Genomic DNA, 14,811 nt, shown 5'->3' with positions numbered 1-14,811 from the left:
TGGAACAAAACCTATTGCAGGACAAGCGCATATCGTGGGTCGGTGCACCCTGATTCACAGATCTCGGCCACCCTGGTCTGCTGGGGCAACGCCTGGCTCGCCGGACAGGCAGGCCTGGACGAGGCCGCCGACCGGGTGGAACACCAGGCCGGCCCCCAGCTCGTCGCCGACGAGAGGGGGGACGTACCACTGCGCAACTTCCTGGCCGACCTGCGCGTCGAGAGCCTGAAATCGCTGCGCCTGGCACTGCCCGTCGCGGGCGACCCGCTCGGACTCACCGGACCGCCCCCCTTCAACTCCGCGGCCATCGAAGCCGGGCAGGCGGTGATAGCCGTGCTTCCCGGCAGATGCCTCGGGCTGATCCCGGCACAGGACCGCCGCGGCTCATCGTACGCCGGGGTGCGCTGGAGCGTGCAGGAGGCCGGGGTCAGCGCTCCGGCCGTCCCCTCGCTGGCCGAGGCCGAGCAGGCCCTGACCCTCGCGATGCGCGAGGCCACCGACGCCCTGCTCGGGGTGGCGGGCCCGGTTCAGGGATACCGGCAGGTGAAGACCTTCGACGACGGGCTGGCCCCGGGCTATCCGGCCCGCGCCCACCGGGTCGCCGCCCTGGCGGCCCGGCTCACCTCGGTGCTGCGGATCGCCGACGACCGGGGGCTCACCTCGGGTGAGGTCGCCGTCCGCGGCCGTGCGCTGCGCGACCTCGACCGTGCGGTACGGCGGGCCCGCGTGGCCGCCCACCACGCCATCACCGAGCTGGTCTGACGCCTCTCCCCCCGCGGAGTGGCAGGTGCCCGCGGACCGTGGTGAGCCAAGTCGGCCACAAGGGGTTTCCAAGTGCGCCGTCGCATGCTGATACCGGCAAATCACCGGGAAACCCCGAATTCCAAGTGGAGTGAGAAATGCGCCGGCACCTGACCGCCTTCGCCGCCTTCGCCCTGACGGGAGGTCTGCTGTTCGTTCCGCAGAGCGCGAACGCCGCCCCGGCACCGCGGACGGCGCCCCTCGTGAGCCCGCCGCTTTCACCGCTGAGGCTGACCGCCTACTATCCGCGCCGGGCCTGGGCGGGTGACACGATCGTCTACACGCTCAAGAGCAGGAACGTCGGAGAGTGGGCCACCGACATCGCCTACGTCGGCGGCTCCGTTCCCCGGCAGGCCCGCAAGGTGCGGATCACCGGCCCCTCCGGCTCCTACTGCGAGGCGGACGGGCGCGAGGTGGGCTGCCTGCTGGACACCCTGAAGCCCGGCAGGACGGCCACCGTGAAGGTCAAGGTGTGGCTCAAGGGCGGCGCCCGGGGCACCGCCACGGCCGAGTTCGCCACGGCGTCGATCGACGTCCCGGCGGGCGGGCTCGACACCCTGAACATCCACGGTCTCGAAACCGGGGTGGACCTGAAGTATCTGAAGGTCAGGACCCGGATCCTGCGCTGACTCCTGTCCTGCGCCGACTCCTGTCCGGCGCGGACGCCGGGCGCCCGTCCGGCGCGGACGCGGGGCGCCCGGAGGTGGCGCCGTACTCGAAATGCCGGCCGACCCGATACGGCTGTCTCACCGGGCACCCCGTTAAAAATGTCGCGGGATAGTTGTAATTTCCCTTACCTCGTTATATGTGATAAAACGCTGCGGCCTTGTACGGGGACGGTCGCAGCGTCCCCGTCCCCCCACCTGGGAGACGTCCAATGCGTTACCCGATCTCCAAGATCGCAGCCTTTGCCCTGGTCACCCCGCTCGCGGGCACGATGCTCCTCGCCACGCCGGCCTCGGCCGCCCCCGCCGGAACCACCGCCGGGGTCGTCAAGAAGGCCGACGACCCCTTCTCCTCCTTCGACGTCAAGGTCTCGGCGCCGAAGAGGGTCCGGGCCGGAGGGAAGATCACCTACCGCATCAAGGCGACCAACAAGGGCCCCCACCTCGCCGACTCGTTCTGGACCGGCGGCGTACTGCCCAGGGGCTCGAAGCTGTCGGCGGTGTACGCCCCCAAGGGCACCCGGTGCGGCTCCTACGAGGACGGCTTCTGGTGCTTCACGCCGAACGCCCTGGAGGTCGACGAGTACGAGAGCATCGCGGTCGTGGTGAAGCTGAGCCGCAAGGCCCGGGGCACCGCCACCGCCCTGCTCGGCGTCGACACGGTCGACCTGCCGACCGGCGCCGAGGACCTCAACCGTGACGAGTTCAAGCGCATGGGCATCAAGCACTGGTACTTCGTGAAGAAGGTCAAGACCAGGATCGTGCGCTAGGGCGCCGTCCCGGGCGGTCTCCGTCCCGCCTCTCGGCCGCCGGCCGGGCACGCCCCCGCCCCGGGCGGTCTCCGTCTCCCCGCCGGACGAGATCGCCTCGGAGCCGGGGCCGTCGCGGTGAACCCGTGCGAGGACCGCGGACGACATCGGACGGCGGAGGAACGCGAACGCCGGGCGTCCGGACGACGAACCGCATTCACGATCGTTTCCGGGGGCCAGTAGCGTAGACACCGATGAACCAGCGCACGCTTCTGATCACGTTGACCGGCCCCGACCGACCGGGCGTCACCTCACGTCTCTTCTCCGTCCTCGCCGGCTTCCCCGTCGTCGTCGCCGATGTGGAGCAGGTCGTCATACGCGGACGGCTCACCCTGGGCGTACTCGTCGCCTACGCCGGCGATCCCTCGACCGGGACCGGCAGCACCCTCGGCGCCCTGTGGACCGCCGTCGAGCGGACCGCGGGAGACCTGGGCCTGGAGGTGGAACTGTCCACCGCCTCCGACCTCCAGGAGAAGCGGCGACGCGGACGGCTGCACATCACCGTGCTCGGCGCGCCCCTGCAGCCCGCCGCGATGGCCGGGATCACCGGCCGGATCGCGGCGGCCGGCGCCAACATCGACCGGATCGAACGGCTGTCCAACTATCCGGTGACCTGCATCGAGCTGGCCGTGTCCGGGGCCGACCCCGCCACGCTCCGCGCCGAACTGGCCATCGAGGCGCACACCCAGCGGGTGGACGTGGCCGTGCAGCGGAGCGGCCTGCACCGCAGGGCCAAACGGCTGATCGTGATGGACGTCGACTCCACGCTCATCCAGGCCGAGGTGATCGAGCTGCTGGCCGCGCACGCGGGCTGCCTGGAGGAGGTCGCCCGGGTCACCGAGGAGGCGATGCGCGGCGAGCTCGACTTCGCCGAGTCGCTACGCCGACGGGTCGCGCTGCTGGCGGGCCTGCCGGAGGAGATCTTCGAGAAGGTCCGCAAGGAGCTCGTGCTCACCCCGGGTGCCCGCACGCTGGTCCGCACGCTCAAGCGGCTGGACTACCGCTTCGCGATCGTCAGCGGCGGGTTCACCCAGCTCACCGACGCCCTGGTGGAGGATCTCGGGATCGACTACTCCGCGGCCAACACCCTGGAGATCGTGAACGGCGTGCTCACCGGCCGGGTCGTCGGCGAGATCGTCGACCGGCCGGGCAAGGCTCGGGCGCTGGAGCGCTTCGCGCGCGAGGCGGGCATCCCGATCAGCCAGACCGTGGCCATCGGTGACGGCGCCAACGACCTGGACATGATCGCGGCGGCCGGTCTGGGCATCGCGTTCAACGCCAAGCCCGTGGTCCGCAAGGCCGCCGACACCGCGGTCAACGTGCCCTACCTCGACTCGATCCTCTATCTGCTCGGCATCCCGCGCGCCGAGGTCGACGCCGCCGACGCCGAGGACGGCGTCGGCACCGTGAGGCGGTGAGCGGAGCCGTGGGGCGGTGAGCGGAGCCGTGGGCGGAGCCGGCCGGAGTCCGGCATCGGGCCCGGCACGACGCCGGCGCGTCACCGCCGTGGAGCGGTGAGCGAGGCCAGGCGGAGAGCCTCCGCGCTCAGTCCCCTCAGGGTCGGCTGCGCGGCGGCGGCGTGCATGATCCCCCGGCGTATCCCGGTCATCCGATCGGGGTCCCCCTCGGTCACCTCGTCCAGCCGCCGGGTGGCCAGCAGGTCCACATGCGCGCCGAGCTCGTCGAGCACCCGGTCCAGATCGTCGGACGGAGCCTCGGGACGTCCTGTCCCGACCGCCTCGGCGACGTTCTCCAGCCGGTCGGCGACCATGTCGAGAACCGTCACCGTGGGCCCGGACTCCTCGGCGGGGGCGGGCACGGCGAACAGCGCCAGCGCGTTGTCCCGCAGCCGTCTGGCGGCCGTCACCGCGTCCCTGAGACGCTGCGGCGCGCTGCCCCCCGGTTCCTTGTCCAAACGGTCCAGAGACTCGGTGAGCCGGCCCGCGGCGTCGGCCGCCGAGGAGATCCTGGAGCGCACCACGTCGGGGTCCTGGTCGATCAGTGATCGCACCAGGGCCGCGTGCCGTTCGAGCGTGTCCACGATCCCGCCGGTCAGCCGGGCCCGGTGCCCCCTGGGCCACAGCAGCCGGGCGGAGAAAAGCGCCAGCGCCCCGCCCGCGACCGTGAGCGCCACCCGGGCGGCCGCCGCGCCCCAGTCGAGCGGCATGGTGAAGTCCGACAGCATCAGCGACAGCGGCGTGGCGAAGATCGTCCAGTAGCCGTAGCTCGACCCCCGGAACGCGAACCCCAGCACCGCGCAGACACCGATGAACACGACCAGATACAGGTGGCCCGGTGCGATCGCGAGCACCGCGGCCGCCCCCATGGCGCCCACCGCCGTCCCCAGCACCCGGAGCGTCACCCGGTCCACCGTGTCGCGGTAGGCGGGCCGGATGCTGACGATCACGGTCACCACGAACCACTTGGCGTAGTGCTCGTGGGCCAGCAGCATCAGCGCCATGGCCGTGGTCACCGCCAGGCCCAGCCGTACCGGGTGGTAGCCGGGGGAGAACACCGGCTTACGGAGCCGATGGAACCTGGGCAGGCGCGGTCCGACCTCGACCGCCTCGACCGCCTGCTGCGACATCGACCGCACCGCCGTCCCGATCCGGTCGAGGCACCGGCGGATCTGCCCGAGCAGCACGGCCGGAGGCAGCGGCGCCTCACCGGCGTGGGCGGCCCGGCGGATCTCGGCCACCCGGCCGCCGAACCGCGCTATGGCGTCCAACGCCTCGGGCACCGCGGCCGAACCGCCGAGCGTCACCGCCTCCCGCAACGCGCGGGCCAGAGCCTCGACCGCCGTGTGCAGTTCCTCGGTCCACCCCGCGTCCAGATCCGCCTGTACGGCCGCCCCCCGTAGCACGCGCAGCGCGACGGTCTCCTGGAAGAGGCGGTTGAACGTGGTCAGCAGCCGTTCCAGCGCCCGGTCGTCCTCCGGTGACACCCGGTACAGGGAGAAGGCCATGGCCGCGTCGCGCCGGGTGGTGACCGCCCGGTGGCGCAACGGCTCCCAGCTCTCGTCCGAGAGCGGGGCACGGCCCGCGGCGACCAGGAGGTCGGCCAGCGCGGTACCGGCCTCCTCGAAGGCCGCGCGGAGCGGCTGGAGGCGGCGCACCGGCCAGAGCACCACGAGCAGCGCGGTGATCAGCAGGCCACCGGCCGCGGTGATCGCCATATGGACGGGCACGCCGGTGCCCGGCGGGGCGAAGTAGGTCAGGGTCAGGGCGAGCACCGAGGGAACGCTGATGACCTGCCAGTAGGCGCCGGCCGCGGCGACCAGGCCCACCACGACGACCGCGAGCCACGGCCAGGGCTGGATCAGCTGTCCCAGGCCCGCGCCGAGCGTGATCATGAGCACGGTGGTGAGCAGCTTGCGGGTGCGCTCGCCGTACGGCAGGCCCGGAGCGTCGCCGAAGACGGTGAGATAGCCGCCGAGGGCCATCGCGGCGCCCTCCCGGGGGTGGCCGAGTAGGACGCCGGACAGCAGCGGAAGGCAGATGCCCAGCGCGCACAGCAGGCCGTACCCCCACGCGGGGCGGCCGGCGATCGCGAAGTCGCCGCGCAGCGCCTCGGCGATCCTCCGCATGCCACTCCCGGGGTCGGGCGGCGCGGGGGTGGCGGACGGGTCTCCCGTCTCTCCGGTCCGCACCGGTGGGGGCTCAGTGCTCCTTGGGACTCCAGCGCACGACGCCGCGTCCGGCGTCGAGCCCGGACCACTCGCCGTCGGTCTCGATGACGGCGAACGCGCCGGGTGGGAAGCCGGGGTCGTCGACCTCCGTGGTGAGGGTCTGGACCAGTTCGTGGACTCCGGGGTTGTGGCCGATCAGGGCCAGCGTGCGGATCTCGGGGTCGCTCCGCCGGACAAGCGTGAGCAGTTCGTCGGGATACGCCTGGTAGATGGCCCACTCCAGGGTGATGTCCGCTCCGGGCAGGGCCAGCTCGGAGGTCTCCCGGGTCCGCGTCGACGGCGAGCAGAGCACCAGGTCGGGCTGGAGGCCCATGCCTGCGAGCGTCTCGCCGACCCGGCGGGCGTCCCGCCGGCCACGGTCGGTGAGCGGGCGCTCCCGATCGGCGAGGCCGGGGATGTGCACCGCCTTGGCGTGCCGGACAACGATCAGCGTGCGCATCGTCACCTCGCCGCCCATATGGCCACCCCCACGATCACCGCGAATACCGCGGCCATCGCCAGCAGGATGAATACGAGTGCTCTGCCTCCGGAGGGCTGCTGTTCCATGGGCCCAGTTTCCCACCGGAACGGTCCGCGCGCGCGAGGGGGTACACGTGCCCGCGCACCCCCTCGCGCCGGATCTCACGCCGGACCCGCGCCGGATCCCGCGTCAGACCTCGATCAGCCCGACACCGGCTCCCGCTCGCGGTCCACCCGGTTCTCCTCGGTCGGGGAGATGCTCGCGGAACGGCGCTTGGAGACGACCACCGCGCCGACGACGACGGCGACCGCGACCAGCGTGACGCCGGTCCGCAGGACCACGTTGTCGGCGTAGGCCACCACGGCCGGAGCGATCAGCAGCGCCACCAGGTTCATGACCTTCAGGAGCGGGTTGATCGCCGGTCCGGCGGTGTCCTTGAACGGATCGCCGACCGTGTCGCCGATGATGGTGGCCTCGTGGGCCGGCGAGCCCTTGCCTCCGTGGTGGCCGTCCTCGACCAGTTTCTTGGCGTTGTCCCAGGCGCCGCCGGAGTTGGCCAGGAAGACCGCCATGAGCGTGCCACAGGCGATGGCCCCGGCCAGGAACGCTCCCAGCGGCGCGTAGCCGAGGGCGAAACCGACGGCGATCGGGGTGAGCACGGCCAGCAGGCCCGGCGTGGCCAGCTCCCGCAGCGAGTCGCGGGTGCAGATGTCCACCACCCTGCCGTAGTCGGGCAGCTCCGTACCGGCCATGATCCCCGGCTTGGTGCGGAACTGCTCGCGGACCTCGAAGACCACCCGCCCTGCGGCGCGGCCGACCGCCATGATGGCCAGGCCGGAGAACATGAACACCACCGCGGCGCCAACGATCAGCCCGACGAGCACGTTCGGGGAGTCGACGCTCAGACTGAACGTGCCGAACGAGCCGAGCGCCTCCTTCACGCCCTGGGTCGCCTTGGACAGCTCGGTCTCGATCGCCGTCCGGAACGCTCCGAACAGCGCGGTCGCGGCGAGCACGGCCGTGGCGATCGCGATGCCCTTGGTGATGGCCTTGGTGGTGTTGCCCACGGCGTCCAGCGAGGTGAGCACCCGCGCGCCCTCGCCCTCCACGTCGCCGGACATCTCGGCGATACCCTGCGCGTTGTCCGAGACCGGGCCGAAGGTGTCCATCGACACGATCACACCGACCGTGGTCAGCAGGCCGGTGCCCGCCAGGGCCACGGCGAACAGGGCGACGGTGACGTTGCCGAAGCCGAGCAGGAACGCGCCATAAACAGCCCCGCCGATGATCAGTGCCGAGTAGACGGCCGACTCCAGGCCGACGCTGATGCCGGACAGGATGACGGTGGCGGGACCGGTGCGGGCGCTCTCCCCGATGTCCTTCACCGGGCGGCGGTTGGTCTCGGTGAAGTAGCCGGTCAGGATCTGGATGGCGCTCGCCAGTACCAGGCCGATGAGCACCGCGCCGATGGCGATCAGGCGGGGGTCGGAGGTGACCGCGGCGATCTCCGGGCTCACCCCGGTCAGCCCGGCGAAGCTGCTCGGCAGGTAGACGAAGGCGGCGACGCCGACGAGGATCGCCGAGATGGCCGCCGAGATGAAGAAGCCCCGGTTGATCGCGGCCATCCCGTTGCGGTCGCCCTTGCGCGGAGCGGTGGTGAAAATACCGATGATGGCGGTGAGCACACCGATCATCGGGACGACGAGCGGGAAGACCAGGCCCTCGGTGCCGAAGGCGACCTTGCCCAGGATCAGGCTGGCCACCAGCATGACCGCGTAGGACTCGAACAGGTCGGCGGCCATGCCCGCGCAGTCGCCGACGTTGTCGCCCACGTTGTCGGCGATGGTGGCGGCGTTGCGCGGATCGTCCTCGGGGATGCCCTGCTCGACCTTGCCGACCAGGTCGGCGCCGACGTCGGCGGCCTTGGTGAAGATGCCACCGCCGACCCGCATGAACATGGCGAGCAGCGCGGCCCCGAACCCGAAGCCCTCCAGCACCGCCGGAGCCTCACCGCCGTAGGCGATCACCACTACCGCGGCGCCCAGCAGGCCGAGACCAACGGTGACCATGCCGGCCACACCACCGGTGCGGAACGCGATCCGCATCGCGACCTTCTCCCCCGACTCCCGGGCGGCCGCCGCGACGCGGACGTTCCCGCGGACCGCGAGCCACATGCCGATGAAGCCGGTCAGCGCGGAGAACAGCGCGCCGACCACGAAGAAGGCCGACCGGCCGACGGCCACACCGGTCGACTCCGCGGGAAGCAGGTAGAGGAGGAACGGGATGAGGATCACGAACACCGCGAGTGTCCGGAACTGCCGCGTCAGATACGCGGAGGCCCCTTCCTGCACGGCTCGCGCGATGTTCCGCATGCGCTCGGTGCCTTGACCGGCGGCCAGCACCTCTCGCACGAGGACGCCGGCGACGACGAGCGCGATCAGGGCCACCACGGCCACCACGATCACGATGTTGAAATGGGAACCGCTCAGGGACACCGCTGGCTCTTTCGCAGCGGCTGGGTGAAGCACAGACATCCGACTCTCCTCGGCAAGACGGGAACACGTCCTGCCCGGAGTGCGCTGCGAGTAGGTGATCGGCAGTTGAAGCGGCGCACGTCCGGGGTGGTTGGCAGTGCCGCTTCCGGTTGCGTCCGCAGACCTCCCCCGGGACCGAACCCGTCATCGGGCCGCTCCGAAGGACAAACCTTGGCCGGTGCCGGGGAGTCTACGCAGCGAGGACGCCGATATGAAGCCTCCACGGGGAGTCACTTAATGACCGGATCAGTAATCTTTCCCGACTCGGCCGCCTAAGGGTTGCCCGGACCGGGGCATCGTCCCTCGCCGCCAGGGCTCCTGCCCGTTTCGGGCCACAGATGTCAAAATTATGTTTGACTGAAACTATCGTCCAAAACGGACAGCCGGGCGCGTCCCAGACGCGCCCGGCCGCCGAGGTCTCACCACTGCCAGAGCAGGTTCTCCCACTGCCAGAGCAGGTTCTCCCAACTGTCAGACCAGGTTCTTCCGCCGTCAGGCCGTGGGCAGGCCGTTGGCCACCGCGGGCCAGCTCATGCGGATGCGCATGCCCTTCTGGCTCGGGTAGACCTGAACGTCGTCGGCCAGTCCCACGATGACCGCGATGCCGAAGCCGGACATCAGAGTGTCGGGGAGCTGTCCCAGAGGATCGTCGAACCGTAACAGCCCACGATCCTGCTCCAGCTCATCGCTCGGCGCCGAATCGGTGACGGTCACCTCGAAACGCCCCTGGTCATCACGGAGCTCGATGCGGATCGGCTCCCCCGGACAGTGGAGGCGGTGCGCCTCGACAGCCCGAGAGCACGCCTCACCGACTGCGAGCCGTACCTCGTCCAGCAGTGACTCCTCCACGCCGGTGCGCCTGGCGATCGCCGTGGCGACCAGACGTGCCGTGCGCACGTGGGCGGGAAGGGCGCTGAACGTCAGCTCGACGGTAGCCATTGACTTACTTGTCTCGGCCGTGGACTTCCTTGGCCTCCTCGACCGAGGCATAGATTCCGAAGACCTTGGTCAGTCCGGTGATCCGGAAGATCTTCAGGATGCGCTCCTGGGTGCAGACCAGCTCCAGTGAGCCGTCGTGCGCCCGAACTCGCTTGAGCCCGCCGACCAGGACACCAAGGCCCGTTGAGTCAAGGAAGTCGACCTTCTCCATGTTGACGAGCAGGTGGAAGTTCCCCTTGTTGACCAGGTCGATCAGGAGCTCACGCAATCTGGGCGCGGTGTAGACATCGATCTCACCCTCGACCTCAACGATGGTGAGACGGTCCTCGGAATGGTGGTCCAACTTCAGATCCACAGATCCTCCAGCGCCTTGCCTGCGAAAGTACCGATTCGGGCGTGACTCCTGGGACCGGATGGTCCCCAGACGACAAGCCCCGACGCGCGGCATTCAACCATGCGTACGCTCAGTGTCTATACGAAATCACGATTCCCGGCGACTCTGCCCACAGATGCCAGACTGGAAACCAGTGACTCCGCCCTCATCCTCCTCCCTCCGAGCGGGTTCCGCGCTCACCTACCTGCTCGACGTCCCCGCACGTCGCGAACGCGTGACCCACGTGGAGCACGTTCCCGCACGTCAGACGGGTCAGACCCGCTGGCCGGACTGGATCGACGAACGACTGGTTACGCGCTGGGCGAACCAGGGCGTCTCAGGTCTGTGGCCGCATCAGGCCGAAACCGTCGAACGCCTCCATTGTGGTGAAAATGTGATCATCTCCACCGGAACCGCGTCCGGCAAGTCCCTCTGCTACCAGGTTCCGGCCCTGTCCCAGGTGCTCGACGGCGGCACGGTCCTCTACCTCACCCCGACCAAGGCGCTGGCCGCCGACCAGCTCCGCACCCTGATAGACCTCGACCTGCCCGAGCTCCGCGCCGCCACCTTCGACGGGGACACCCCCTTCGAGGAGCGGGCCTGGGCCCGCCGGCACGCCAACTACCTCCTCACCAATCCGGACATGCTCCACCGCACCCTGCTGCCGAGGCACGCCCAGTGGTCGAGCTTCTGGCGGCGGCTGCGGATGGTGGTGGTGGACGAGTGCCACGGCTACCGCGGCGTGTTCGGCTCCCACGTGGCACAGATCCTGCGCCGCCTGCGCCGGGTCTGCGCACGGCACGGCTCCAGCCCCGCCTTCCTGCTCTCCTCGGCCACCGCCAGCGAACCGCGGGTCTTCGCGACGCGCCTGACGGGCCTCCAGATGGCCGAGGTGACCACCGACACCTCTCCTCGGGGCGCGACCACCTTCGCCCTGTGGGAGCCGCCCCTGACCGACCTACGCGGCGAGGGCGGCGCTCCCCTGCGCCGCCCCGCCACCGCCGAGAGCGCCGACCTCCTCGCGGACCTGGTCGCCGCCGACATCCGCACCCTGGCCTTCGTCCGCTCCCGCAGGGCCGCCGAGTCGGTGGCCCTGACAACGCGGGCCAGGCTCCAGGACCTCGTGGCCGGCGCCGGAGCCCCGGCGGACCTGCCGGACAGGGTGGCGGCCTACCGGGCCGGATACCTCGCCGACGACCGCCGGGGGCTGGAGAAGGCGTTCCGCTCGGGGGAACTGCTCGGGCTGGCGACCACCAACGCGCTGGAACTCGGCGTGGACGTGACCGGGCTGGACGCCGTGCTCATCGCGGGCTGGCCGGGAACCCGGGCGTCGCTGTGGCAGCAGGCCGGGCGGGCGGGGAGGGCCGGACAGGAGGCGCTGGCGGTGCTGATCGCCAGGGACGACCCCCTGGACACCTACCTGGTGCACCACCCCGAGGCGCTCTTCGGCCGCCCGGTCGAGGCGATCGTCCTGGACCCCGGCAACCCGTACGTACTCGGCCCGCACCTGTGCGCCGCCGCCGCCGAGATCCCGCTGACCCGAGGCGACCTGGAGATCTTCGGGCCGGCCGCCGAGGAGGTGCTCGCCGGTCTGGTCGCCGACGGCCTGCTGAGGAGGCGGGCCACCGGCTGGTTCTGGACCAGCCGGGAACGGGCCGCCGACCTCGCGGACATCCGCGGCGCGGGCGGCCCCCCGATCCAGGTCGTCGAGACGTCCACCGGGCGGCTGCTGGGCACCGTGGACGAGTCCTCGTCCCACACCACCGTGCACACCGGCGCCGTCTACGTCCACCAGGGGGAGACCTTCCTGGTGGACGAGCTCGACCTGGAGGCGGGGGTCGCCCTCGTCGAGGCCGGAACCCCCGGCTACACGACCTTCGCCAGGGACGTCACCGACGTCTCGGTGCTGGAGTCCCTCCGCTCCCACCCGCTCGGCCCCGGGGAGCTCCACTTCGGCTCGGTGGAGGTCACCCGCCGGGTCGTCTCCTATGTCAGGCGCCGCGCCCAGAGCGGCGAGTCCCTCGGCGACGAGCCCCTCGACCTGCCGCCGCGCACCCTGAGGACCCGCGCGGTCTGGTGGACGCTGCCCGCCTCCGCGACCACCGTCCTGGTCCGGGACGGCCTGGACCTGGGGGGAGCCGCGCACGCGGCGGAACACGCCTCGATCGGCCTGCTGCCGCTCTTCGCGACCTGCGACCGCTGGGACATCGGCGGCGTCTCCACCGAACTCCACGCCGACACCGGGCTGCTCACCGTCTTCGTCTACGACGGCCACGAGGGCGGCGCCGGCTTCGCCGAACGCGGCTACGCCCGCGCCCTCGACTGGCTCACGGCCACCCGGGAGGCGATCGTCTCCTGTGAGTGCGAACGGGGCTGCCCGTCCTGCGTCCAGTCGCCCAAGTGCGGCAACGGCAACGAGCCCCTGGACAAGGCCGGGGCCCTCCGCCTCCTGGCCGTCCTGCTCTCGGTCCCCCCGCACCACCCCTGACCACGGATCCAAACCCGAGAAGATCTGAACGGAGCGGGCCGGTCGGGCCGGCCTGTTCAGCGTGCCCGGCCGCCACGCCTCCACGCTCCAGGTTGGATTTGAGGAGCCACATCCAACCGGTGCGGGTGCTGCGATCGCGAGTCGTGACCCGGTGAACCCTTTCCGGTCACAGCACTAGGGTGGAACTTAGCATCCAGCATCAGCCATGAGGAGCCACAACTGTGTTGCGAACGCACGAGGCCGGGTCACTCCGAGCCGCGCACGCCGGGCAGGCTGTTACCCTGACCGGGTGGGTTGCTCGTCGGCGTGATCATGGCGGGGTCATCTTCATCGACCTGCGCGAGGCCAGCGGCGTGGTGCAGATCGTCTTCCGTGAGGGCGAGATGGCCGAACGTGCGCACGGGCTGCGCTCGGAGTTCGTGGTCAAGGTCGTCGGCGAGGTGACCAAGCGGCCCGAGGGCAACGCCAACGCCGACCTCGCCACCGGTGAGATCGAAGTCTATGCGACCGAGCTCGAGGTGCTCAACGAGTCGGTCGCGCTGCCGTTTCAGATCGACGACCACATCGAGATCGGTGAGGACACCCGGCTGAGGCACCGCTACCTCGACCTCCGCCGCTCCGGCCCGGCCAGAAACCTGCGGCTGCGCAGCGAGGTCAACCGCATCGCCCGGGAGGTTCTGCACGCCGAGCGGTTCGTGGAGGTCGATACCCCGACGCTGACGCGGTCGACGCCGGAGGGTGCTCGTGAGTTCCTGGTCCCGGCGCGTCTGCAACCGGGCTCCTGGTATGCGCTGCCGCAGTCCCCGCAGCTGTTCAAGCAGCTGCTCATGGTCGCCGGCATGGAGCGGTATTTTCAGTTTGCCCGCTGCTACCGCGACGAGGACTTCCGCGCTGACCGGCAACCGGAGTTCACCCAGCTCGACATCGAGATGAGTTTCATCGATCAGGACGACATGATCGCGCTCGGCGAGAAGATCCTCACCGCCGTATGGAAAGGCACCATCGGCTACGAGATTCCCCAGCCGTTCCCGCGCATCACCTACGCGGACGCCATGGCCAAGTATGGTTCCGACAAGCCGGACCTGCGCTTCGACCTGCAGCTGACAGAGCTGACGGAGTTCTTCAAGGACACGCCGTTCAGGGTGTTCCAGGCGCCCTACGTCGGTGCGATCGTCATGCCCTCTGGGGCGTCGCAGTCACGCCGAGAGCTCGACGGATGGCAGGACTGGGCCAAGCAGCGCGGCGCCAAGGGCCTTGCCTATGTTCTGGTCGGCGCGAACGGCACCCTGGGCGGCGGCATCGCCAAGAACCTCGCCGAGGCGGAGCGTGAGGGCCTGGTCAAAGCCGTCGGCGCAAACCCCGGCGACTGCATTTTCTTCGGCGCGGGCGAAGCCGACAAGACCCGCTCGTTGCTCGGCGCGGTGCGGGTCGAGATCGGTCGCCGGACCGGGCTGATCGACGAGAACGCGTGGTCGTTCGTGTGGGTCGTCGACTTCCCGATGTTCGAGTCCACCGCTTCGCTCGGTGCCGACGACGTGGCCGTCGGCGGTGGCCGCTGGACCGCGCTGCACCACGCTTTCACCTCGCCGACGCCCGAGTGGGCCGGCCGCTTCGAGGAAGACCCCGGCAACGCCCTGGCCTACGCCTACGACATCGTGTGCAACGGTGCGGAGATCGGCGGCGGATCAATCCGTATCCATCGTGCCGACATGCAGCAGCGGGCGTTCAGTGTCATGGGGATCGGCCCTGAGGAAGCCCAGGAGCGGTTCGGGTTCCTGCTGGACGCGTTCAAGTACGGCGCTCCGCCGCACGGCGGCCTCGCGTTCGGCTGGGACCGCGTCGTCATGCAGCTCGTCGGCACGGAGTCGATCCGTGAGGTCGTTGCGTTCCCGAAGAGCGGCGGGGGCTACGATCCGTTGACCGGGGCGCCGACGCCGATCTCCGCGACGCAGCGTAAGGAAGCCGGAGTCGACGCTAAGGCCGCCGGCCAGAAGTAGTCCGACCGTCCCCGTGGCGGGCGCTCGGCTCGTCTCGCGGCGGACCGAGCGGCCGCC

At 70.5% G+C, this 14,811-nt stretch carries 11 protein-coding genes; 6 read left to right on the top strand and 5 right to left on the bottom strand.

Features of this window, described 5'->3' with window-relative positions; all coding sequences use genetic code 11:
* Nucleotides 1-42 precede the first annotated feature (42 nt).
* From ABZ194_RS13720 to serB, 4 genes are all read left to right on the top strand, one after another.
* The gene (locus ABZ194_RS13720; RefSeq protein ID WP_355595820.1) at nucleotides 43-762 is read left to right on the top strand and encodes a hypothetical protein; all 720 of its coding nucleotides are present in this window, start codon (nucleotides 43-45) and stop codon (nucleotides 760-762) included.
* Nucleotides 763-899: 137 nt separating this feature from the next.
* On the top strand, nucleotides 900-1,430 hold the full coding sequence (locus ABZ194_RS13715) for a hypothetical protein (RefSeq protein ID WP_355595818.1): 531 nt from the start codon (nucleotides 900-902) through the stop codon (nucleotides 1,428-1,430).
* 248 nt (nucleotides 1,431-1,678) lie between these two features.
* A complete protein-coding gene (locus ABZ194_RS13710; protein WP_355595816.1) occupies nucleotides 1,679-2,236 on the top strand; it encodes a hypothetical protein in 558 nt (185 codons plus the stop codon).
* Nucleotides 2,237-2,469: 233 nt separating this feature from the next.
* Nucleotides 2,470-3,693 (top strand): phosphoserine phosphatase SerB, encoded by a 1,224-nt coding sequence (serB, locus tag ABZ194_RS13705; protein ID WP_355595814.1) that lies wholly within the window; start codon nucleotides 2,470-2,472, stop codon nucleotides 3,691-3,693.
* Nucleotides 3,694-3,773: 80 nt separating this feature from the next.
* Here serB and ABZ194_RS13700 read toward each other — a convergent pair whose 3' ends face one another.
* The 5 genes from ABZ194_RS13700 to ABZ194_RS13680 form a co-directional block, all read right to left on the bottom strand.
* A complete protein-coding gene (locus ABZ194_RS13700; protein ID WP_355595812.1) occupies nucleotides 3,774-5,861 on the bottom strand; it encodes an FUSC family protein in 2,088 nt (695 codons plus the stop codon).
* A gap of 73 nt (nucleotides 5,862-5,934) precedes the next feature.
* Nucleotides 5,935-6,420, bottom strand: a complete 486-nt coding sequence (locus ABZ194_RS13695; RefSeq protein ID WP_355595810.1) for a histidine phosphatase family protein — start codon at nucleotides 6,418-6,420, stop codon at nucleotides 5,935-5,937.
* A gap of 203 nt (nucleotides 6,421-6,623) precedes the next feature.
* Nucleotides 6,624-8,957: a sodium-translocating pyrophosphatase gene (locus ABZ194_RS13690; protein WP_355595808.1), complete on the bottom strand. Its 2,334-nt coding sequence runs from the start codon at nucleotides 8,955-8,957 to the stop codon at nucleotides 6,624-6,626.
* A 492-nt stretch (nucleotides 8,958-9,449) separates the two neighbouring features.
* Nucleotides 9,450-9,896, bottom strand: coding sequence for an ATP-binding protein (locus ABZ194_RS13685; RefSeq protein WP_355595806.1), 447 nt, complete (start codon nucleotides 9,894-9,896; stop codon nucleotides 9,450-9,452).
* A gap of 4 nt (nucleotides 9,897-9,900) precedes the next feature.
* Entirely contained in the window at nucleotides 9,901-10,251 is a 351-nt protein-coding gene (locus tag ABZ194_RS13680) for an STAS domain-containing protein (protein WP_189791287.1), read from the bottom strand.
* Between the two features lie 58 nt (nucleotides 10,252-10,309).
* On the opposite strand from ABZ194_RS13680, the gene ABZ194_RS13675 reads away from it, so the two are divergent.
* Nucleotides 10,310-12,757, top strand: coding sequence for a DEAD/DEAH box helicase (locus tag ABZ194_RS13675; RefSeq protein WP_355595804.1), 2,448 nt, complete (start codon nucleotides 10,310-10,312; stop codon nucleotides 12,755-12,757).
* 221 nt (nucleotides 12,758-12,978) lie between these two features.
* A complete protein-coding gene (gene aspS, locus ABZ194_RS13670; protein WP_355595801.1) occupies nucleotides 12,979-14,754 on the top strand; it encodes an aspartate--tRNA ligase in 1,776 nt (591 codons plus the stop codon).
* Nucleotides 14,755-14,811: the final 57 nt, after the last annotated feature.

Source organism: Streptosporangium sp. NPDC006007 (assembly GCF_040614315.1).
Taxonomy (GTDB): Bacteria; Actinomycetota; Actinomycetes; order Streptosporangiales; family Streptosporangiaceae; genus Streptosporangium.
Note: the sequence above shows the minus strand (reverse complement) of the source record. Positions and strands in the feature narration are given on the sequence as shown.